The sequence below is a fragment of the Nitrosospira multiformis genome, assembly GCF_900103165.1.
In the GTDB taxonomy this organism is placed as follows: domain Bacteria; phylum Pseudomonadota; class Gammaproteobacteria; order Burkholderiales; family Nitrosomonadaceae; genus Nitrosospira; species Nitrosospira multiformis_D.
In genome coordinates this window covers 1,894,852-1,915,513 of record NZ_FNKY01000001.1, presented here as the reverse complement: position 1 = coordinate 1,915,513, position 20,662 = coordinate 1,894,852, and the positions used below count along the sequence as shown (strand labels likewise).

General features: G+C 49.1%; 27 protein-coding genes, 2 tRNA genes, 1 pseudogene and 1 other annotated feature. Of the genes and pseudogenes, 15 read left to right on the top strand and 15 right to left on the bottom strand.

The features are described 5' to 3' along the window. Positions 1-730 precede the first annotated feature (730 nt). The gene (locus BLR00_RS08555) at positions 731-1,057 is read left to right on the top strand and encodes a hypothetical protein (RefSeq protein ID WP_074631964.1); all 327 of its coding nucleotides are present in this window, start codon (positions 731-733) and stop codon (positions 1,055-1,057) included. 279 nt (positions 1,058-1,336) lie between these two features. Here the strand turns inward: BLR00_RS08555 and BLR00_RS08550 are convergent, their stop codons facing one another. Beyond that, complete coding sequence (locus BLR00_RS08550) at positions 1,337-1,651, bottom strand: hypothetical protein (protein WP_074631963.1); 315 nt, start codon at positions 1,649-1,651, stop codon at positions 1,337-1,339. 66 nt (positions 1,652-1,717) lie between these two features. On the opposite strand from BLR00_RS08550, the gene BLR00_RS16275 reads away from it, so the two are divergent. Next, positions 1,718-1,924, top strand: coding sequence for a hypothetical protein (locus tag BLR00_RS16275; RefSeq protein ID WP_143007630.1), 207 nt, complete (start codon positions 1,718-1,720; stop codon positions 1,922-1,924). 509 nt (positions 1,925-2,433) lie between these two features. Here the strand turns inward: BLR00_RS16275 and BLR00_RS08545 are convergent. The 4 genes from BLR00_RS08545 to BLR00_RS08530 all read right to left on the bottom strand — a co-directional run bounded on the left by BLR00_RS08545 (position 2,434) and on the right by BLR00_RS08530 (position 4,211). Then, positions 2,434-2,709, bottom strand: coding sequence for a hypothetical protein (locus BLR00_RS08545; protein ID WP_074631962.1), 276 nt, complete (start codon positions 2,707-2,709; stop codon positions 2,434-2,436). Between the two features lie 212 nt (positions 2,710-2,921). Continuing rightward, complete coding sequence (locus BLR00_RS16655) at positions 2,922-3,059, bottom strand: hypothetical protein (RefSeq protein WP_176759959.1); 138 nt, start codon at positions 3,057-3,059, stop codon at positions 2,922-2,924. Positions 3,060-3,738: 679 nt separating this feature from the next. Then, positions 3,739-3,924 (bottom strand): hypothetical protein, encoded by a 186-nt coding sequence (locus tag BLR00_RS08535; RefSeq protein WP_074631960.1) that lies wholly within the window; start codon positions 3,922-3,924, stop codon positions 3,739-3,741. 59 nt (positions 3,925-3,983) lie between these two features. Continuing rightward, positions 3,984-4,211, bottom strand: coding sequence for a hypothetical protein (locus tag BLR00_RS08530; RefSeq protein ID WP_074631959.1), 228 nt, complete (start codon positions 4,209-4,211; stop codon positions 3,984-3,986). An 845-nt stretch (positions 4,212-5,056) separates the two neighbouring features. Between BLR00_RS08530 and BLR00_RS08525 the strand changes: the two genes are divergently transcribed. From BLR00_RS08525 to BLR00_RS08510, 4 genes are all read left to right on the top strand, one after another. After that, positions 5,057-5,722: a uracil-DNA glycosylase gene (locus BLR00_RS08525; RefSeq protein WP_074631958.1), complete on the top strand. Its 666-nt coding sequence runs from the start codon at positions 5,057-5,059 to the stop codon at positions 5,720-5,722. Between the two features lie 74 nt (positions 5,723-5,796). After that, positions 5,797-6,180 (top strand): hypothetical protein, encoded by a 384-nt coding sequence (locus BLR00_RS08520; RefSeq protein ID WP_074631957.1) that lies wholly within the window; start codon positions 5,797-5,799, stop codon positions 6,178-6,180. 358 nt (positions 6,181-6,538) lie between these two features. After that, positions 6,539-6,751, top strand: a complete 213-nt coding sequence (locus tag BLR00_RS08515) for a hypothetical protein (RefSeq protein WP_074631956.1) — start codon at positions 6,539-6,541, stop codon at positions 6,749-6,751. 389 nt (positions 6,752-7,140) lie between these two features. Then, positions 7,141-7,365 carry a hypothetical protein gene (locus tag BLR00_RS08510; protein ID WP_074631955.1) on the top strand — a complete coding sequence of 75 codons (225 nt, stop codon included), beginning with the start codon at positions 7,141-7,143 and terminating at the stop codon, positions 7,363-7,365. Here BLR00_RS08510 and BLR00_RS16650 read toward each other — a convergent pair. Further along, positions 7,347-7,505, bottom strand: a complete 159-nt coding sequence (locus BLR00_RS16650; protein ID WP_176759958.1) for a hypothetical protein — start codon at positions 7,503-7,505, stop codon at positions 7,347-7,349. The two genes, BLR00_RS08510 and BLR00_RS16650, sit on opposite strands and share 19 nt — an antisense overlap. A 44-nt stretch (positions 7,506-7,549) precedes the next feature. Continuing rightward, complete coding sequence (locus BLR00_RS16645) at positions 7,550-7,693, bottom strand: hypothetical protein (RefSeq protein WP_176759957.1); 144 nt, start codon at positions 7,691-7,693, stop codon at positions 7,550-7,552. Positions 7,694-7,816: 123 nt separating this feature from the next. Here BLR00_RS16645 and BLR00_RS16945 point away from each other — a divergent pair, with 123 nt between their 5' ends. The 3 genes from BLR00_RS16945 (at position 7,817) to BLR00_RS08495 (ending at position 9,008) form a co-directional block, all read left to right on the top strand. After that, positions 7,817-7,939, top strand: a complete 123-nt coding sequence (locus BLR00_RS16945; RefSeq protein ID WP_256324090.1) for a hypothetical protein — start codon at positions 7,817-7,819, stop codon at positions 7,937-7,939. A gap of 102 nt (positions 7,940-8,041) precedes the next feature. After that, entirely contained in the window at positions 8,042-8,263 is a 222-nt protein-coding gene (locus tag BLR00_RS08500) for a hypothetical protein (RefSeq protein WP_074631953.1), read from the top strand. 361 nt (positions 8,264-8,624) lie between these two features. Beyond that, the gene (locus BLR00_RS08495) at positions 8,625-9,008 is read left to right on the top strand and encodes a hypothetical protein (protein WP_176759956.1); all 384 of its coding nucleotides are present in this window, start codon (positions 8,625-8,627) and stop codon (positions 9,006-9,008) included. Between the two features lie 275 nt (positions 9,009-9,283). Here BLR00_RS08495 and BLR00_RS17185 read toward each other — a convergent pair whose 3' ends face one another. Further along, the gene (locus BLR00_RS17185) at positions 9,284-9,403 is read right to left on the bottom strand and encodes a PEP-CTERM sorting domain-containing protein (protein ID WP_176759955.1); all 120 of its coding nucleotides are present in this window, start codon (positions 9,401-9,403) and stop codon (positions 9,284-9,286) included. A 657-nt stretch (positions 9,404-10,060) separates the two neighbouring features. On the opposite strand from BLR00_RS17185, the pseudogene BLR00_RS08475 reads away from it, so the two are divergent. Continuing rightward, positions 10,061-11,210: pseudogene (locus tag BLR00_RS08475) on the top strand (IS3 family transposase). After that, positions 10,339-10,455, top strand: a sequence feature (AL1L pseudoknot). Its footprint overlaps the pseudogene before it by 117 nt. A 1,198-nt stretch (positions 11,211-12,408) precedes the next feature. Here BLR00_RS08475 and tnpA read toward each other — a convergent pair. Further along, on the bottom strand, positions 12,409-12,843 hold the full coding sequence (tnpA, locus tag BLR00_RS08470) for an IS200/IS605 family transposase (protein WP_074631949.1): 435 nt from the start codon (positions 12,841-12,843) through the stop codon (positions 12,409-12,411). A gap of 338 nt (positions 12,844-13,181) precedes the next feature. Between tnpA and BLR00_RS08465 the strand changes: the two genes are divergently transcribed. From BLR00_RS08465 to BLR00_RS08440, 5 genes are all read left to right on the top strand, one after another. Beyond that, positions 13,182-13,340, top strand: coding sequence for a DUF3309 family protein (locus tag BLR00_RS08465; protein ID WP_074631948.1), 159 nt, complete (start codon positions 13,182-13,184; stop codon positions 13,338-13,340). A gap of 259 nt (positions 13,341-13,599) precedes the next feature. Beyond that, positions 13,600-13,926, top strand: coding sequence for a hypothetical protein (locus BLR00_RS08460; protein ID WP_074631947.1), 327 nt, complete (start codon positions 13,600-13,602; stop codon positions 13,924-13,926). Between the two features lie 625 nt (positions 13,927-14,551). Beyond that, positions 14,552-15,187: a hypothetical protein gene (locus BLR00_RS08450; protein WP_074631945.1), complete on the top strand. Its 636-nt coding sequence runs from the start codon at positions 14,552-14,554 to the stop codon at positions 15,185-15,187. A gap of 168 nt (positions 15,188-15,355) precedes the next feature. Beyond that, on the top strand, positions 15,356-15,583 hold the full coding sequence (locus BLR00_RS08445; protein ID WP_176759954.1) for a DUF4224 domain-containing protein: 228 nt from the start codon (positions 15,356-15,358) through the stop codon (positions 15,581-15,583). A gap of 322 nt (positions 15,584-15,905) precedes the next feature. Further along, the gene (locus BLR00_RS08440) at positions 15,906-16,682 is read left to right on the top strand and encodes a tyrosine-type recombinase/integrase (protein WP_143007629.1); all 777 of its coding nucleotides are present in this window, start codon (positions 15,906-15,908) and stop codon (positions 16,680-16,682) included. A 50-nt stretch (positions 16,683-16,732) separates the two neighbouring features. Here the strand turns inward: BLR00_RS08440 and BLR00_RS08435 are convergent. The 6 genes from BLR00_RS08435 to BLR00_RS08410 all read right to left on the bottom strand — a co-directional run bounded on the left by BLR00_RS08435 (position 16,733) and on the right by BLR00_RS08410 (position 20,625). Beyond that, a tRNA-Cys gene (locus BLR00_RS08435) sits at positions 16,733-16,806 on the bottom strand. A gap of 129 nt (positions 16,807-16,935) precedes the next feature. Further along, positions 16,936-17,010 (bottom strand) — tRNA-Gly (locus tag BLR00_RS08430). Between the two features lie 80 nt (positions 17,011-17,090). Then, the gene (pgsA, locus tag BLR00_RS08425; RefSeq protein WP_074631944.1) at positions 17,091-17,663 is read right to left on the bottom strand and encodes a CDP-diacylglycerol--glycerol-3-phosphate 3-phosphatidyltransferase; all 573 of its coding nucleotides are present in this window, start codon (positions 17,661-17,663) and stop codon (positions 17,091-17,093) included. A gap of 216 nt (positions 17,664-17,879) precedes the next feature. Continuing rightward, positions 17,880-19,697, bottom strand: coding sequence for an excinuclease ABC subunit UvrC (uvrC, locus tag BLR00_RS08420; protein WP_074634218.1), 1,818 nt, complete (start codon positions 19,695-19,697; stop codon positions 17,880-17,882). Between the two features lie 8 nt (positions 19,698-19,705). Then, entirely contained in the window at positions 19,706-19,894 is a 189-nt protein-coding gene (locus BLR00_RS08415) for a tautomerase family protein (RefSeq protein WP_074631943.1), read from the bottom strand. Between the two features lie 14 nt (positions 19,895-19,908). Then, entirely contained in the window at positions 19,909-20,625 is a 717-nt protein-coding gene (locus BLR00_RS08410) for a uracil-DNA glycosylase (RefSeq protein ID WP_074631942.1), read from the bottom strand. Positions 20,626-20,662: the final 37 nt, after the last annotated feature.

The window sequence follows — 20,662 nt, the reverse complement described above, 5'->3', positions numbered from 1 at the left end:
GCTTTTCACCTGATCTCCCATTTCCAAGTTTCAACCTAAGACCTGTTAACACTTCTAACAATGACAAACTAATCACATTTTCGGAATCTTTTCTTGACACCCACTATGTTAACTTGCTTTCGTGTTCCCCCTTAGTGGTTCCAGTGTACTCAGCGATCTTGCAGGTGGAAGGTAGGGAGTTCAGATGAGCCGGTAAGTTTATCGCTTACGATGTTAGCTTTACGATTGGACTCAGCCAAGCAAAACATAATTCTTGGCCCAATAAATAACGGTAATAAGGTTGACATCAAACTTATCAGATTTCGCATTAGCAGCATAAGTATTTAACCGGAAGAATTAGTCTCAGTACCTCAAAAATTATGTGGCGGTTTTGACAGCTATATGCGCATTACCCCAAGTCGGGAGAACTATATGCTAGAAGATCTAAATATTCATCATGTGCCGACAATGTGCATTTATTGCAAAGGAACGGGACGAAACCGTAGTAATCTCAGAACCTGTATAGGATGCCAGGGAATAGGTACTTATCTGGTTGCGCGACCCATTGCGGGAGCGCGTTTATTGCCGAGGATCAGGTCGAAGTCGTCGTAGCCGCGGTGCCTGCATAACATGCAGGTACCGCGCATGCTTGATACGGGTATCTTGGGGTCATCTTCTCACGAATTTTTCTGCAACATATATTTGATGCATCATTAGCAACGTCGCTGGGTTCTGAGTTGAGGAGCGTATCATGAAGTCTTCAGTATTAACGGCAAAATCATGGGTGCTGGCTAGCACATTTATTTTTAGCATGACGAGCATGGGGATAGTGCAGGCCGCGGAAAATGTGGAGGTGCCGGCGAAAGAATGCGACACGTCGGATTCTATAGGACCGGGTGATTCCGGTTACTTGAGAGAAAAATGCCCACCTAGCAATGGAGCCGAAAAGAAGCAGCCCCAAAAAAGTAACAAGCCTTCGAGTGGCAGCAAACAGGACAATTCCAGATACAGTACAGACGGTACGGAACGATATGACCAGAATAACGGGGATAAAGGTTCTAAGGGGAACAAACCCTAGGTATAACCCTAACTTTGGTGTGAAAAGGATCGATTCCATAGGTGAGCACCATCGCGATTTGGGGGTTGCTGCCCTGTCATTCGCCATGAATGGATGCGCTATTTCAGCTCACAAAACTTGCAGAACGTCGGCAATTGCACTCAGCGTAATGCCGCTCTCGTTTAATCAACTCAGGCCCCTCTAGCTCCACCGCCATTTCCTCCATCGCTCTACTCCCAATCACACCGAGCGTGTCGTAAACTTTCCTCCGAATTTCAATCACCACAGCATCCCGGCACTTTAAATCGTACCGAATTGCCCGGTATCCAATGCGTGCCGCGCTACTTGGACGTCCGCTGCCTTCATAGCGGCTGAAGCTGCCCTCTCCCACTCTTCCACCTGGAAGACAACTACCGAGACACCCTTACGCACGCCTTCAATATCGGTGGCGCAATTGGCGTTCGCCGCTACCAGGATCGCATTGCGTGATTCGACCTTTTCTTTTGCACACACAGCCAGCGCAACCTCGGCACCATCTTTCCAGCCTTTGACGCCACAGCCGCCACCGAAGCCAACCGGTATGAGAGCTACTGCACCGATGATTAATCCTAACATAATCTATAGTAACTTTTGACTGTAAAAAGTATTTAAAGTAAGATATATTATTGCAAGGAGTAAAAAATGATTACATATGTCCCATATATACGAATGCCAGAAGGAACAATTGAGCGCAACGATTTTGTTTCTTTTTGCTGGCCTGCCCGCTTAGGTTTTGGTTGGCATGAAGAGGCCCTATTTGGATGGCCGGAATCTAAGGTGTATTGGGAACACGAAGAAGGCTATAGCGTTGGCTTAGCGCCCATTGGTGAATCTCCTACCAGTCTTTGATCATCCATGCGCTGCCGCCACCAGCGAGCGCAGCAACGATAAGGGCAACAGCGAGCGGCATTACTTGCTCTTACGATTGGCTGCTACAACCAATGCTTCTAGCGCCATCCGTGTAGATTGAATATCGGTAATACATTTGTCATTGGCAGCGGACCACATTGCATTGTTGGAGTTTAGCCGTTATATCTGCGCCGCCGACCCCCAGTCACTGAGGGCAAACCCACCACCGAAGGGAAGCGCCGCCAGCACCGCGATTACGATTGCTGTAATTGCTGGACTGATCATTTCACTTCGCCCATAAAAAAGCCCGCCGAGTTGGCAGGCCAGAAATGCAAAAACCCACCGGGTCGTGAGTGGGTTAGCCGATTTTCAAATTGGGAGTGACTTTTTCTCATTCTATATAATACTTCTACTAGCGCTTCCCGAGAAATGCAAGCAATTATTGATGTGCCGACTTGTGTGACTTGATCTGCTAGGAGCGGATTGGGAAGCAGGAGGCGTGAAGTCTTCTAAACTTCCGGAGGTTCCAAGCTCAGGCCCGACATGACGATGATCTCCATTGGCGCCAGATGGCTGAGATTGGACGCTCTCGCTATCACGTCCTCTTCCTGCAAAAGCTGATACTGAAACGCGCCCTCATACATGTCCTCCACCAGAAGCTGCACCACTCTCTTTGGCCACCCCATCATCCACCGGTTTGCGATTTCGATTCCTACCGGTCCCGATTGCAATAGCATTTCCCGGACTTGATCCGGGTATATGTCCGAATTGTACAGTGACTTCATTGCAATTCTCCTGCTTTGTTTCAGACGTTTTAACATAATTCGCGGAGTCTTGGGCAAGCACACGAGCATCAAGGTTAGACAACTTGGTTCGTTCTACCCCAGCGGTTTGCTCCACCATCGCCCTGGACTGGCCTGACTTCCACTAACCCATCAGGCCCCGCCACAGCAACGGTACCCTGCTGAACTTCCGGATGGCCATCCGTCGCCACGTCCTAAATCACCGTTCCGTTCTGGTCACGCGTGGTCACGACTTGATCCGCGCCGACTGGTTTCTCGTCAATGCCGTAGCCCAGCGCCGTACCCATTTGACCATTCAAGGTGGCTTGCAAGGTGGCGTCATCGCGGTACATGAAGGTTCCCCACCCGGGTATTTCTGGGGCTTAATTCCTGGCGGAAGTCGTTTGGTTGAGGCTCACCGGGTGTAAGCAGCGTTTCCGGCTTCCTGCCTCGCAGCAGATTGCGTCCATAGCGCCACCAAACAACGTCTCTTCAACATTCTTCGATGTGCACCGGTCATCGAATGATGCGACCTGCTCAACGGGTTCTGTACGAGTTCTTCCGACCCTCAATCGCCCGCCCTTCACTGCACCTTTCCCAATCGATCCTTTCAAGGTGATAGCGGCGAACTTCTCTGCCGGTTGGGCTCTACCCTCTTTCGTCATTGCGGTCAGTGCCCATTCTGCGGACCAAAGCGGGATTCAATGGCTCCCACGGTAGCCGCGTCCAAAGTGGCGACTATATGGGCCTTCGCCGATTTCTGGTTTTGAGGGTCATCCAGAGTTTGTTTGTCACGGATACCGCCGAAGGATGGCAGCGCCGCAATTCAACCTGACCGGCGGCGGCAACGAGTGGCGCGGCAGGGCCGGACAAGAGAGATGATGCTGTAATGCCCTGTCCAACAGCCCTCGCTCCGACAATCCCGGCCATGGACGATGCAGCAGCTGGTTGCTTCGGTTCCAGCCTTACCTGGCTTACCGGCGATGTCCCCAAGCTGAATCGATAACGCTCTGACCGTACCTCTTGAGCGCGTTATCCTTCGACCCCAGGGATTAAGTCAGCGGCAGCTTGGTCAGCGCCTTTTATCCCAGCGCCAGCCGCACGTTTGGCAGAAGCAAAGAAGCCACCTTCTGCTTTGGGCTTATTAAGTCTGCTATTGAACTCGACATAGCCCGGCAATTCTTCATCAAGCTCACCATTAAACTCGGTGTATGCCATTTATTTTCTTCAAAATGAAAAAAGCCGCCTGGGGGGGCGGCTTCTTGAAAGTATGAGAGTTATTGAGTACAGTCAAAAACAAATTCAGTTGCGAACGGAGTCGGCTGCTTAATCATTCTGACATATCGCTGATTTTTGCCGCATTCTTTATCGGCAAGCGCTTGTGCTTCTGCATAACCCGTATCGGGTGCACGCACTACAACCGTTTGCGGGCTGGAACTTATGACCTTTGCCGCGCAGCCAGATAAAACAAACCCCACTATCGAGAAAACCAATAAGCGTCGCATGATCATCTCCGCCTGTTGAGCCTGGATAAGTCTACCAGCCTCAGCAGCGGAAAACTATTCCCCAAGTTTCTACTCCTCTATAAAACGACGTTTTTTTCACCTTCTTCGATGCAGGCTTACGCACAGTCGCAGGTTTCTTCTTCTCAGTCACCGCATTTCAATCTTTGAGTTGCGCCCCTCCACGGGCGCGCGCAGCTTTATCCCCGAACGGAGTATTGACAGATCTTTACACTTCCCTGACACAAATCGCGTAGCGCGTCACTTACAATATTTACTCTCTCTACTTGCGTCATACGTGTCATGAGCCAGCTAATCCCCTATATCCGCAACGCGGATGGATCCTAGTTTACGTCATAGACGTAAGGTATTATTATTTCACGAAAAAAATGGCCATCTACGCGATCTATACTCGAACTAAGGACGGGGCTATCTCACGTGACGATTCCAATTTTGAATGGGATGATCAGCTTGGCCCCTATATGCATGAGGAACAGCTTACGGGTTGGCCTGAATCGAAAGTTTTCTGGCGAACCCAGACTGGGTATACCATTGGTTTGGCACCAACTTGTGCTTCTCGCTCAGACTCATCAGAACTGGTCGCGTACAGCCTTCCCTCGATAGCCGCGCATAAAAAACTCACCGGGTTATAGGTGGGCTAGAAATAAAAAAACCGCCTTTCAACGGTATCTGGAGTAAGCATTTCTCACTTTATAGAATACTTCTATCAGCCTTCCCGGGAATTGCAAGGAAACTTTCCACTTGGTCAGCAGACTAGCAGGTGCGTATTCCTATACAATTTACAGATGAGCTAGCTCCGACCGTCAATTCAGATTCCGCCATAATTCATGCCTAATTCGCTTTCTAATCTCAACCACCACTCGCACGTAGATGAACCAAAGTCGCTCGGAGATGCTGCGATCCGCGCGCACCGCTTAACTCAGCTGTCAGCAAGCCACATTGCGCCTCTCACAGCTTTTGTCGAAGATCTTCGCTCCCAACAGGATTTGACCGATGAGATCCCAAATTTTGACCCTTTCGATGGAGGTACACTTGCTGAGTGCCTTTTCTTACTTGAGGCTCCTGGATCTCGGGCCGTCAAATCTGGCTTTATTTCCAGAAATAACCCTGACGAAACCGCAAAGAATTTCTTCACATTCAACCGACACGCGGGACTTGATCGACGACGAACCGTCGTATGGAATATAGTGCCGTGGTATGTAGGAACAGGACAAAAGATTCGACCAGTTACCTTAAATGATATTCGTGATGCTGAACCTGCACTTCGATCACTATTACCTCTGCTTCCAAACTTAAAGGTTGTGGTGTTAGTTGGTCAAAAAGCAGCCAGAGCGGAAACTTTGCTTCGGCGATTCAACCCCGTGCTTCGCATCATACAAATTCCGCATCCGAGCCCCCTATTTGTAAATCGATTCCCGAAGAACAAGAGTCTTCTGCACACTGCGTTTGCCGAGGTTGTCGCCGCTATTAACGACGCCTCCATCGTACGTTGAAGGTCGCGCAACAGCCTGCCCAAACCTAGATATTTACGGATGAGTTTGGGTGCTAGACCCCTTAGAGTCTAATAATGACAACGTTTCAGCGCATAAAGTACGCCGACCTGAATTCACGCCAGAAGGAAATCTTTAACTTCCAGAAGGTATCCTGTCTTTTGGCAGACTTCGGGTTTGCTACGTACCGTCTCACAGACGACTGGAACGGCGCAGATTTTCTGGCTGTCCCCTTTGACGGCTCAGCGATCTTACGCGTCCAATTGAAAGGGCGTCTTACCTTCGAAAAAAAATACCAAGATAAAGGTTTATGGGTCTGTTTCAGGCATGTAAATTTAGTCTATCTTTATCCTCACGACGCTTTATTATCCGAGCTACTGAAAGTCTCTAACGTTGGCAATACGACCTTGGCTCAAGGAGAATGGATGCTATTCGTTTCCGGCCCCACCAAGATCTTTTGAAGAGCAATTGAAACCATACTGTCTAGGTCACGAGAGCTGTCCCGCCTTATGACACCTTTTGGATCATATACAATTTACGGATGAATTTGGCTTACGTGATTGTTTTTAACAAGAGTAAATATATGTCCGATCCCACAATTTCAGCTGAATTAATTAAAGCTGTCCCTGTAGTTGTTGGCGGAGTCCTCGCCGTTCTTGGCGGGGTTCTTGGTCAACTAAAATTACACATCGCTTCACGTCACCTCGCCTGAGAGCTTCCCGAGGTTAGCATTGATTGCATACACGCCCTGCGGTAAGAATTATTATAATATCCGTGAAGCATGTAATTTTCTTCTGCGAATGAATTGAAAAGGATGGTATGAGAATTATCGTTGCCATCATCGTTTCCATTGCGATAGTCGTATCGTTCGTTGCGGGAAAGTTTAAAGGAGACAATGACCTGTTTGCTATGTGTTTAAACAAGGGCGGTTCAATATATGAGGCGGTTATCATCGGTGATAAGTCAACAGGATATATTGCATGCAAACCAGCGAGCGAGGAGCAAATACGATTTTATGAAAAAAACCGCTAAGGATTTTATAACGATTCATCCAGTCAAATAGCACAATGCCGATCCCCCCTATCAATCCATGCCCTTCCAAGCAATCCTCCATCTCAGCCATCGCCCCCTGTCTAGTTAAATCCAGAGTGTCATATACCTTTCACCGGATCTCACATCTCAGAAAATTCAATTAGACTAAAAAAAACCCGCTCAATGGCAGGTTTCGTAATTTCTGAGTTGACTATCTCGCAATCTGTACTAGGATTTGATCCCAGTTTGGAATATGGGAAGCCCTTTTCATGAATATGAAAATTCAGGGCTCGATCAACTCGATAGCAAACGCACTTTCGGAGCATCTAAGAGCAGAGCGGGGATGCCCAGCAACCGATTAACCAAGCTAAATCAAGAGGAGAACTAAAATGAGAGCAACCAAAAGTTACAAAATCGTCTTCGCCAATAATCAGGGATCGTTTGCGGCAAATGCTCTCTCCCTTGCTTGCGATGGCACGTGGCGAGATGCGGTCCCGCGCTACAACGGCAAGCATGATCTGGCGTTTATCGATGTGGAAGAAGAGAACGTGGCGCACCTGGAGGAAATGCTAGAGCAGGACGACAATGTTCTCTCCTATTTACGTACGGACTGAATACGGGCTAGAACGTATTCTCTCTGTTCCCACACAATAGCCGCGCACTGCGCCTCCGGCTCTGGCGGTACCGACGGGAGATTCTTGATCGCGGCTATTTCCTTCTTGCGCTGCGCTACCAGTACTTCGGCTTGCGCCATAGCGGCTGATGCTGTCTTCTCGCGCTCTTCCACCTAGCTGACAATTACCGCGCGATCCCCTTCTTCACGCCCTTGATGTCAGTGGCACAGCTGGTATTCGCCGCTTCCAGGATCGCATTGCGCGATTCAACCTTTTCTTTTGCGGCTACCGCCAGGGCAACCTCGGCCCCATCCTTCCAATCTTTCACAGCCCAGCCGCCGCCGAAACTAACCAGTATAAGAACTACTGCACCGATGATTAGTCCTACCATAAAGTAACTTTGTCCAGTAAAATGTATTAAAAGTGAGATGGGCTAGCGAAGGAGGTAGAAATGAATACATACGTCCCCTATACCCGCACCACAGAAGGAACTATCGAGCGCAACAATCACGTCACTTTTTGCTGGGATGGTCCGTTAGGCCCCTGGCATCCTCGTGGGATGGCCGGAATCTAAGGTGTTTTGGGGACGCAAAGAAAGCTATAGCGTTGGCTTAGCGCCCAAAAATTCCTAACCTATACGTAACCCGTCACGGCATTTCGTTTTCAAAACTACAAAATGCCTAAATACGTCTTCTACCTGCGAGCCCAAGAAGGCAATATTGAGCGCCTCGGAAACATTATTGTTAATCGTCCCGATGGTGCTCTTTTAGGCTCTTATGAGCATGAAGAACCGCTGATAGACTTCCCGGAAACCATTGTATTCTGGGCAAGCAAGGTGGGACCAAGCATGGGGATAGCACCCTTAGATCCGTTACCCAAAAAAAACCCACTGGATTAGCAGTGGGTTAGAAATAAAAAACCGCCTTTCGGCGGTATTTGGAGTGACTATTTCTCACTCTATAGAATACTTCTATCAGCGCTTTCCGGAAAATGCAATTGTTTTTTATGGGTTTGATTTGTATTAACGGTAAAACCTGCTAGGCTAAATTAGCGATATTGAAATACCCTTACTGGAATATGCAGCGTAACTGATCAGCAGATCGCTGCTTAGACAAACATCGCGTCAAAATGGGAAGATTGGGCGCGGAGTTTGGGCGTAATTCTCTCCTCCTTGGATGGTCTAATAAGCCATCCTTTTTATTTTATTTGATATGGAAAGACCTCCCCTACCCATTCCTATAAAATTTACGGGTGAGTCTATGCAAATTGGAAATAATGCCTTAATTTTGCTTTCGGTACTATTACTCTCTGGCTGCGGTACCACGAAGCCTCCACCTGTAGCGAGCATTCATCAGTTATCACCGGAACAACTCGATGCCTTGGAGGGAATTAAGATTTATACTCAAACAAAACGGATTAAGCGGCAATTCGAGACCGTAACAACCGTCCATGGTATCTCTTGTAAGAGTTCTATGTGGGGTCATGCCGCAACGACAAGAGAAGCGGTTCTTCAAACTCGTTATTGGGCTCAACAAGCTGGCGCAGATGCAATCATTAATTTGCAATGTGACCGTCAGCGCGATAACAGCTATGACTGCTCGGAAAGCGTTATTTGCAACGGTGATGCTATCAAATTCAAGTAAGTTCTTTCTACGCCCCCCATTCTCCGTCATTTTTCTCTGTCATGAGAAGTGCAGATTGTCCTCATTTTATAAGTTATCGAACGGTGCTTCTCGAAAAATGCAAGTGGGAAATTCGGAATTTTTTCATTAACAATAAGCCAGAATTACTACTTTACAAGCCGTAGGTGATCTCTCGATTTGCTTGGTCCGCTGGGCTCTTTTAGCGAACCTGGCGCACTGGCATTTGATATGCTTGTTACGTTGTGCGGCATCTTTGGTTCGCCCGATCCTCGCGCTTATGCCGGGGTGGCCTCAAGGGAGTTTAGGCGGCTACTGAAGTAAAATGCTAGTAAACCGATCCCAAGTAGCAACAGCAGACTAGGTTCGGGAACAGAAGTAATTGCCGATCCAATCAATGTAAAGCTGAAATCAGCCTCTATGGGTGTCCTTGGAACTGATCCGGTAAAAAGAAGCGCCTGGTTATTCCCTCCAGAACCAAACGCCCAATGCCACTCTAACGTAGGATCAGCTGGAGATGGGAAAAAGACCCGTTAATTCCTAACCAATATCGTTGACCCCCTTGGAGGGTTATTGGGCTGGTCAGATCAACCGAATATCTGTAAACGTTACTGGTTATACCACCAGATGAAGTTGAGCCTAGAAAGACTGCGGTCGGAGGGTTGACTACTATATTAAATATGTCAACAACAGGACCATCGGGTTGACCCGAAGCATCTTCAGCTATCCCTCCAAAGAGGGACGGGGGTGCGTCTCCGGGAGGAGACGCGAAGGACACTGTGCCGCCTGTCCATTCGTATCTTGTCAGGATGAAATTTGATGCTAGCTGGAAGTCGTCGTAAATACCTCTATTGTCGGAATTTAGACCAGGAAGTGTACTTCCCGGTTGATCATAAATGATTGCGGCATTAGCGGAATTTGAAATTAAAATGCTACTTAAGACACATTTGACAATGAATATCTGAAGGATTTTTTTAATAGTCGCTGTATACATAATATTCTCCCTGAACCGCCCCGGGTTTTGAGAAGGCTCCAACATCTGAGAGAATGGAGCCATGAAGAAATCAAACAAGTTTTCCCCCGAAGTACGTGAACGTGCGGTACGCATGGTGTTCGAACACCGTGGCGAGTATCCGTCGTTGTGGGCAACCGTTGAATCCATTGCGCCCAAGATCGGTTGTGTTCCCCAGACCTTGCATGATTGGGTGCGTAAGCACGAGATCGACATTGGCATGTGCGATGGCGTGACAGGCACCGAGCGTGACCGGTTAAAAGCACTGGAGCGCGAAGTTCGAGAACTGCGCAAAGCCAATGAGATTTTGCGACTGGCGAGCGCTTTTTTCGCCTAGGCGGAACTTGACCGCCGATTCAAGTCCTGAGGCAGTTTATCGACCAGCATCAGGATACCTATGGGGTCGAGCCGATCTGCAAGGTGTTGCAGATTGCCCCGTCAGGCTATCGACGCTCTGCTGCACAGCAGAGGAATCCTGCATTGCGTTGTGCTCGCGCCAAGCGCGAGGACATGTTGAATCCAGAAATTGAACGGGTTTGGCAAACCAATATGCAGGTCTACGGCGCTGACAAAGTCTGGCGACAACTGAACCGTGAAGGTCACCCTGTGGCTCGCTGCACGGTGGAGCAGCTCATGAAACGCCAGGGCGTGCGGCGTGGCAAGATTGTGCGAACCACGATTACCGACGCGGCAGTACCTTGCCCATTGGATCGGGTCAATCGTCAATTCAAGGCCGATCGCCCAAACCAGCTATGGGTTTCAGATTTCACGTATGTATCAACGTGGCAGGGCTGGCTGTATGTGGCCCTTGTCATCGACGTATTTGCCAGGCGCATCGTGGGTTGGCGCGTGAGCAGCTCCATGCACACGGACTTCGTCCTCGATGCCCTGGAGCAGGCACTCTACGCTCGCCAGCCCAAGCAATCCGATGCTCTGGTGCATCACAGCGATAGAGGATCCCAGTACATCTCCATTCGCTATACGGAACGCCTTGCCCAAGCTGGAATTGAGCCTTCCGTAGGCAGTCGGGGAGACAGCTACGACAACGCCTTGGCTGAGTCAATCAACGGACTGTACAAGGCCGAACTGATCCATCGCCGAGCACCCTGGAATGGGTATCTTGGTTTAACCACCACCGGTTACTCGAACCTATCGGTTACATTCCACCGGCTGAAGCTGAGGTAAACTATTAAATGACCACGGTAGAAGTCTAACTTAAACCAAACAGCCTCCATGAAATCCGGGGCGATTCACACCGAAAAAATGCTAATAATTGCCCAATGACTAGACTTGGAATAAATCAAAAATTGATAGCCGCCCCAAGTCAGGGCAGATTTACTATCAAGTCTTAAATTACGTCCATTTATGGATAGTTGGTGATAAAAAAAAGCAAGTTATTAGGGAATTGATTCAGTGACAAGATGAGACGCATGGTCAAACAGAGGTTGCAATTTCCAGCGCCATTGTTACGCTGAACGCCCCTCCGCTCTTAATTAACCCATACACTCATCTCCTCCCTACTATTCAACCGCCTCTGAATAAACGCCAACCCCTTCCCCGTTACCAGCCCTAGTCGCCCTGTCATTTCGGTTTTCTCGTTATGCTCAGAGAAATGCTTTCGTACTTTGTTAGCCAACGAACAGAGAATTGAATTGCCCGGTTTGCCCGCTAGACCGGGGGAAGTCCATTCCGGGGTTCAGGCGAGTTCGGAAAAAAGGGTGAGTTGCCGTCTTTTTTAATGCCTTTTTACACTTAAACAATGACGAATTAATCACATTTTCGAAATCTAATCTTGACGTACCCTATGTTATCTTGCTTGACCCCGCTACATATCCAGCCAAAACTGGTTTTAGTACCTCATTACCCAAAGTCAGGAGAACTATATGCTAGAGGGTCCAAGTATTCATCATGTGTCGACAATGTGCATTTATTGCAAAGGAACAGGGCGAAGCCGTGTGAATCTCAGAACCTGTATAGGCTGTAAGGGATTAGGTACTTATCTCGTTGTACGATCCCTTGCAGAAGAACGTTTATTGCGAAGGATGAGAGCGAAGTCGTCGTAGCCGCAGTACCTGTACCGCATGCAAGGAAGCGATGTGGAAACTTGATCGCCTCGGCTTAACTTGCGTCACTTTATCAATATGTGCACGACCCTGACGGCCAGGGCGTCAGCTACAGGTACTAACCCAAAATGTCCCATTAAAAGTGAAGCGACATTTGACGACATATTGTAAACACCGTCACATAAAATCTTTCCCACCTGACAGTATAATGACCCAGCGTTTTCTGCACAGGGGAGGCCACTCAGTCAAATACCACCGGCAAAGCCGGTGGCTTGAGATGGTGAGCGCCTCAAAGGCGCCCATAAACCCATGAGCCGCCCTTGGCGGTTTATCCCATGACGAGCTTCATCTGGTCGTACCACGCGTCCTCTTCTTCCTGGTTGCGGATGTATGCTCGAACAATATTCTCGTCTAATCCAACCGTCGAGACAAAATATCCGCGGGCCCAGAAATGCTCGCCCGTGAAGTTCTTCTGCCGCACGCCAAACTTCCGTGCGATCTGAATCGCACTCTTCCCTTTTAAATATCCCACGACATTTGACACCGCATACTTCGGCGGAATGCTCAAGCACATATGAACGTGATCTCCCATCATGTGCCCCTCCACAATCTTTGACCCCTTGTGCAAAGCTAACTCGTGAAATATCTCTCCCAAATGCCGCCGCGGTACACCAAATATTTTCCTCTTGCGACGCTTCGGTATGAACACAATGTGATATTTGCAATCCCACCTCGTATGGCTCAGGCTCTGATATTCTTTCATTGTGAATCTCCTTTCTCTTGGTAGAGATCAGAAATTCACACCGACCGTCGTATAGGTCAAACCCCGGTGAGTCCCCCGGCATAGCCGGGGGCTTACCTCTATGAGTTAGAAAAATACAAACCCGCTCAATAGCGGGTTTTTTATTGCTGAGTTGAATGTGAGCAATTGTATTTATCTTCTCGACCATACACTGTGCCTAAACAAATTTAGTCACCTTGTCATTTTGGCTCTCTCGCTATGCTCAGAAAAATGCTTTCTTATTTTGTTAACCAACGAACGGAGAATATTCTGAGAAAGAGCAATAATAAAAATGAATAATCTAGACGAGGAGAACTAAAATGACTCTTGCAACCATTCTTGTGATCGTGCTGGTACTCGCGCTTGTCGGTGCAATTCCGGCATGGGGTTACAGCAGCGGCTGGGGTTATGGGCCCAGTGGGGGCCTTGGCTTTGTACTTTTAATAGTATTAATTCTGGCTCTGCTGGGGCACATATAGCTTGCTGAGCAATAATTCCCTGAAAGCGGCATTGCTTTCAGGGAGGGGGCTTGATCGCCAATTCACTGAAAGCGAGTCTCTTCCCAATCGATCCTCAAGTTGCCTTAGCGCAATTTCCGATTATCCCCCAGCGTGTAGTTTTTCACGCATTCTTAACAAATATCCAACATAAAAACAAGATTTTACTCATATCAAGTGTGATAGTGTTGCCTGCGATTCTTATGCAACGGCACAATTTGATGCCAAAAGGAGCTCACATATGGGTCCAGGCCAATTATTGGTAGCTATTGAGCTTGCCGAAATTGATCCTCCACACGAAACGAAGGTTACGCTAATTGTTAGTGGGCTTTTAATTTCAGGCTTTATTACCAGCGAAAATGAATACTTAATGCATCTTGCGAATGCGAGATATCTCGACGATCCACTAGAAAAAGACCAAGACTTGTCCGACCCCATTTTTATTCACCTTCGAGACGCTAAGTGCTACCAACCACACGAAAATCCTGCCCTACAGAGGAGTGCCGGTTACCTTCGACTTCCGCTTACCGCAGTAACAGGATTCTTATTCGGCAACGAATTAGGGTGAATATGCTGATAACTTCAACTTATTCCAGCATTCTCCCTCACGATTGATCAACGCATGCTCCTCAAGCGCAATCAATATTTCCGCCATCGCCCTACTCCCGATCACATCGAGCGTTTCATACACCCTTCTCCGGATTTCAATTACAACAGCATCTCGACATTTTAAATCGTACCGAATCGCGCGGTAGCCAATGTTCGCGCCGAAATAGCACAGCAGCAGTTTGTATGCGCCGCGGCGCCCGTGAACCCAGTCCCCAGCGTTTGGAATATTCGGTTCATCATTACAGTGACATGTTCCGGCTTCGTCATCCCGCCGAACTTTGCGGCAATGTATTCACGGCTGGCCAGATCTTCTAGCCGCTCAGCCATCCCGATTATTGCTGCAGCTTGCGCGTGTTGTTCATGGACGGATAGCCGCGGAATAGATACGCCCAAACTCAACATCGTCCATGTTGGCGAATGAAATTGATTGCGCCTTGAGCATCATCTGGCCCTTCAGACGCTGAGGGCAGTCCGATGAATCTGATGGCGGCTGTTGAGCGAATCTGCAAATGGAATCCAATCTACGGAACAGACAGATTGCTATCTAGGGTAGATGTCCTCCACAAATTCATAGGAGATGAGCCATGAAAGAAACTCCCTTGTTGTTCAAGCCGGAAATGGTTCGGGCTTTACTGGAAGGTCGCAAGTCGCAGACGAGGCGGACTGTAAAGCCTCGCAAAGATCGTGATTTTGGGTGCGTGCTATCTCCGTCTGAGTTGGTCGGCGAAGTCAATGCTGGCTATCATAGAAACTGCCCCTACGGCCAGCCCGGAGACAGGATATGGTGTAAAGAGACCTTTTGGGCACGGGGACGGTGGGAAACTCGGTTTAGCGCGAAGAAAGGACGTGACGAGTGGCATTTTGTGGACCTAAGTCGTGAAATGAGTGGGTACCGCTATGAAGAGCCAAACGTTCTACCCGGAAAAAAACGTAGTCGTGCTTATTCGTTTTGGTGGAAGCGCCCCTCGCTGTTCATGCCACGCCACGCCTCCCGCATCCTGCTTGAGATAACCGCTGTTCGCGTTGAGCGCTTGCAGGATATAAGTGAAGAGGATGCGCGAGCAGAGGGTGTTCTGATTTCCGATGAGTGGACAGGTTGCGCCGACGATCTGGATGGGAGTTACATCAAGGCTTACCGGTTTCTTTGGGAAACCATAAACGGCGCTGGCTCATGGGACGTTAACCCGTACGTGTGGGGGATTTCATTTCGGAGGATTTAGTCATATTAATAAATCCGACCATACATATGGGAGAAAAAATTAACATGCATGACCCCGTCGACTGGCGCACAGTGATTCTCGCAATCAAGGGTAAGCATAAGTGGTCGCGCAAGGTCATTGCAGCAAAGGTCGGTGTTGTTGAAGCCACATAGACAGAGGAATGATATAGTGAATGGGCATGAGGAGATCCTGAATCCGGAAGAAGTAGCAGCCATAACCGGCCGTATTCACCGCGATGCGCAGCTGGAATGGCTTACGCAACATGGCTGGCGGTCCGAGTTAAGCGCAGCTGGACGTCCGATAATCGGACGTTGGTACGCACGAATGAAGCTCGCTGGTATCGACCTCGCCTCCCTGACACCCGGTAAGTTGCCAGATTTTGGAAAAATAAAATAGTCTAGCGTTATGCCGAGACCAAGAATTAAAACAAGAGACTTACCACCACACATGGTTCGCCGCATGCGCGCGAACAAGCGCGGCGCGGTTGAATTTTCTTTTATGAAAGATCGGAAAACGGTAAGCGCACATTCACCCCGCTTGGCCGGGATTTGCTGACCGCCAAAATCAAATGGCTAGAATTGGAGCGCACCAGCTCATCACCGATCATAGCCGATGATGAGCGAAACCTGACTGCAATACATGATCGGAACACGCTATGGGCAAACGATAAGAGGCAATCCCAATTATCCGATCGAACATTGAGTGACCGCAGGAAATATTGGAAGAGATAGAACCGGTCTTCGGCGCGATGGGTATGGATGATTTCAAGCCCGAATACTTTATGCGGTATTTCGATGAACGTTCATCCAAATCCTCAGCGAAAAAAGATATCAAATTTCTTTCGGTAATCTTCAACTGGGCTCGTGCTCGCGGCTTCATGTGTATCGCTAACCCCCTCACCGGCATAACACGCCAGATGAAAGTCAAGGAAGGCCGCGATTTTTACGTAACCGATGAAATGTTCGCGCTGGTCTATGACTGTGCATCGCCAGTTATCCAAGACGCCATTGACTTGGAGTATTTAACGGGTCAGCGGCCTGCCGATGTGCTCAGGATGCGCTGGGATCAGGTACGGGATGGCTCGTTATGGATCGAGCAAGGAAAGACCAAGGCGCGGCTCCAAATCGCAGTAGAAGGCGAACTGTCGAAGTTGATAGATCGTATCAAATCGCGGGGTATCGTCGGCATGACATTGCTGGCGGACCCGAAGGGGCAGCAGCTAAAACCTTTCGGCTACTTCCGCAGTCAGTTCGATAAGGCGCGCGACCTTGCTGAGAAACTAGCCACAGAACGGGGAATCGAATTCACACGATTCCAGTTCAAGGATCTTCGTGCGAAGAGTGCATCCGATATGGAAACGATGGCGAATGCGCGCAAGTTGCTGGGGCATTCTACTGAGTCGATGACTGCCAAATATGTGCGATCCAGGGTCGGAGAAAGGGTATCTCCGATACAGCATTCAGGATATGACAAGCGCGATAAATCGCAATCATAGGAAACGTTTCCTAAAATCTTATGCAAAGATTTTATAAGTTACTGATTTAATGGAGGCGGGGGTCGGAATCGAACCGGCGTCCACGGCTTTGCAGGCCGCTGCATGACCACTCTGCCACCCCGCCATTGTTGCGCAACCAGAATAGGTTGCATGACAATGCAATAGAAAATCAAAAAGGGAAAACGGATTCCAACAAAGGCTCACGTCTGTTTATACATGGCCTCTTGCTAAAGAATCCATTTTCCCTGCAAACTGGAGCGGGAAACGAGGCTCGAACTCGCGACCCCAACCTTGGCAAGGTTGTGCTCTACCACTGAGCTATTCCCGCAAAAAATAATGTTGGCATTATAAGGATGCTGGATTCTTTGTCAAGGAAAGGACTTGTCAGCGCAGGTGTTAAACCTGATTTCAGCCATGTTTCAATGCCTGAGGAATCGCGACTTTCAGATAGTATCCCATCGACCACAGGGTTAGTATGGCAGCCAGATAGATCAGCCATGTCCCTATTTTCTGCGGATCGAAGCTTTCATTTATCTTGTCATGATATAACAACAGCGGAATAGCGATCATTTGCGACGCCGTTTTTAATTTCCCCAGAAAAGAAACCGCCATACTTTTGCCTTTGCCGATCTGAGCCATCCATTCACGCAAGGCTGAAATGGTAATTTCGCGGCCAATGATGATGAAAGCAATAAGCGCATCAAGCCTGCTCAGGTAGACCAGCACGATCAATGCTGCCGCCACCATCAGCTTATCCGCCACCGGATCAAGAAACGCGCCGAAAGCCGAGGTTTGATTAAGCACTCTCGCAAGGTAGCCATCCAGCCAGTCGGTGATGGCCGCGCCGGTAAAGATAATGGTAGCAATCAGGTTCTGGTCGGATTGAGATAACCATGAGGGTGGAAAATAGAAAATGCCCACAAACAGCGGAATCGCAAGGATGCGCATCCAGGTAAGCACATTTGGCAGGTTAAAAGGCATAAAGGTCAGGGTATGCCACTGAATCCACAGAGACTAAACCTGAATTCGGCGGTTGGCCACTCATTTTCAGATCAGCATCATGACCCGCAATATTTCTTTTTGTCACTTGACCTTCACGTTTTGAAGTAAATTCGCTACAACTACTGGATTTAGATTGAACGGGCAGTCTAAAAAGCGCCCAAATACGGGATGAGCAGGCAACCAGCGGGTTGCGATTCAATGCAATTCCTTGTAAACCTTCTCGGCCAGCGCACGGCTGATTCCTTCGGCCTGCTGCAATTCTTCGATACTGGCGGTGAGTACCCCTTTCAAGCCACCAAACCGTGCCAGCAGGCTTTGACGACGCTTGGCTCCGATACCCTCAATCTGTTCCAGGCTGGAACTGGTACGCAATTTGCCAAGTTTGGCGCGATGACCATAAATCGCAAAGCGATGGGCCTCGTCGCGAATCTGCTGGATCAGATGCAGCCCGGGATGATCCTTTGGTAATTGTAGCGGCTTTTGCAGCCCCGGGAAAATCAATTGTTCCAGGCCAGGTTTGCGTTCTTCGCCTTTTGCCACGCCTAGCAGGTTCGCGTCGTTCAATCCAAGCTCAACCAGCACTTCCTGCGCCACACCTACCTGCCCTTTGCCTCCGTCAATCAGAATCAGATCGGGAAGCCTGCCCTCGCCTCCGGTAATTTTATGATAGCGCCGTGACAGAACGTCGCGCATGGCGGCATAGTCGTCCCCCGGCGTGATGCCATTGATATTGTAGCGTCGATACTCGCTGCTGCGCATGGAGAAGTTGTCATAAACCACGCAGGATGCGATGGTGGCTTCACCTTGAGTGTGGCTGACGTCAAAACATTCGATGCGGCCAAGTCCCGGCATATCCAGGGCCTGTTGCAAGGCCTGCAGACGCTCCTCCTGGCTGGCCTGACGGCTCAGCATCTGTTCCAGCGCGAGACGTGCGTTTTCTGTCGCCATATCGAGCCACATACGCCGATCGCCGATGGGATTGGAATTAATGGCAACCTTATGGCCGGATTGTTCGGCGAGCAGTGTTTGCAGCACTTCCCGTTGAATTTTTTCACCAACGATAATGAGGTGTGGCGTACCTCGATTGAGATAATGCTGGGCCAGAAAAGCTTCCACTACCGAGGGTAGATCGTACTCTTCCGCATTTTGCGGAAAAAAACTCTTATCCCCCAGGTGCCGGCCTCCCCTGATCATGGCAAGATTGACACAAACTCGCCCGCTCCCGTTATTCTCTGTAACGCAGGCAACCACGTCGGCATCAAGCGCTCTGCCACTGTCCACGAATTGTTTTTCGCGGATTTTTCTCAGTGACTGAATCTGGTCACGAAACAATGCAGCTTGCTCGTATTCCTGTGAATTAGCAGCTTCCAGCATCTTTTTCGTAATGCTCTCCAGCACTTCGGTTTGTTTGCCCTGCAGGAAAAGCGCGGCATCCCTTGCATCTTCCCGATAGGCTTCCTCGGTAACCAGATTCACGCAAGGCGCGCTGCAACGTTTGATCTGATAAAGCAGACAGGGCCGCGTGCGATTGCTGAAAACGCTATCTTCACAGGTGCGAATACGAAACACTTTTTGCAGAAGCTGAATGCTCTCCCGCACCATCCCCGCGTTGGGAAAAGGGCCAAAATAATGATGTTTTTTATCCAATCCCCCGCGATAAAATCCAAGCCGGGGAAAATGATGCCCGGTCAATACTACATAGGGATATGATTTATCATCCCGGAAAAGTATGTTGTATTTGGGCGTCAGCGTCTTGATTAAATTATTCTCAAGCAGCAGCGCCTCCGCCTCTGAGCGGGTAACAGTGGTTTCAATTCCCGAGATTTGCGACACCATCAATTGGGTGCGGGGACCCAAGCCGGTTTTCTGAAAATAAGAGGAAACACGCTTTTTTAGATCAATCGCTTTGCCGACATAAATTACCTGCCCCGCCGCATTCATCATGCGGTAAACACCCGGCTGCGAGGGCAAACTGGAGCAGAATGCCTTGGCATCGAAGGAAGACTCTGCCAGCAAAGCGATCAGGCCTCCTCGTCCAGCAAATTGCCTGCGATAGCCCAGTTTTCATTGGGCAGTTCATCGAAAGCGATATAAGTATAGGATTTCGGTTTATGGGCGATACGCTCCAGCGTCTCCGTAATCTCCTGCGCGATCTTTTTCTTCTGCTCGCGGCTGAGCGAGCCTGCAATACGAATATTTACATAGGGCATAAATAGTCTCCGTTTTAACCTGAATCTGGTAGTTGAATTGCTATATCGGAAGCCAAGTCACTGCAAATTTTTGCAAATACCCGTTCGAACATCTCGGTGGTCAGGCGCCGGGTCTGAGTATTGTAGCGGCTGCAATGATAGCTGTCATACAGCGTCAGGCCACCGGATTTCGAGCCATTGTGTGCTGCGTCATCGGCAATGAGGCCACCTTGCAACGCATGGACGGTGCCATGGCCGAAAGGATAATCCCTGACCTTGAGCCCCAACGCCATCAATCCGGCCTGATGGGCGATAGCACCGAGAGCGAGTAACGCAGTACCTCCGTCTTTTCTGAAATCGGCAATTTCAGCTGACAGATACCGGTTGCATTGACGGATTTCGCCCGGCTCCGGCTTATTCTGCGGCGGCAAACATTTCACCGCATTGGTGATACGGCAATTCATAAGCTGTAAATTGTCATCTGCGGAAGCCGACCCCTCGTGGCTGGCAAAGCCAAATTTATGTAACGTCCGATATAACAGGATTCCCGCAAAATCACCGGTAAAAGGCCTGCCGGTACGGTTTGCGCCATGCATGCCAGGCGCCAGACCGATGACAAGCAGCTTGGGCGCGATGTCGCCAAAGGCTGGCACGGGACGCGCATGATAATCGGGATGGCAAACTTTCACTTCATCCAGAAAATTCGCCAACCGCTGACATTGACGGCAATCTGCTAAAAACGTGGATTGCATAGACTTCCCAATTGGCTTTTTATAGTAAAATGCGCGC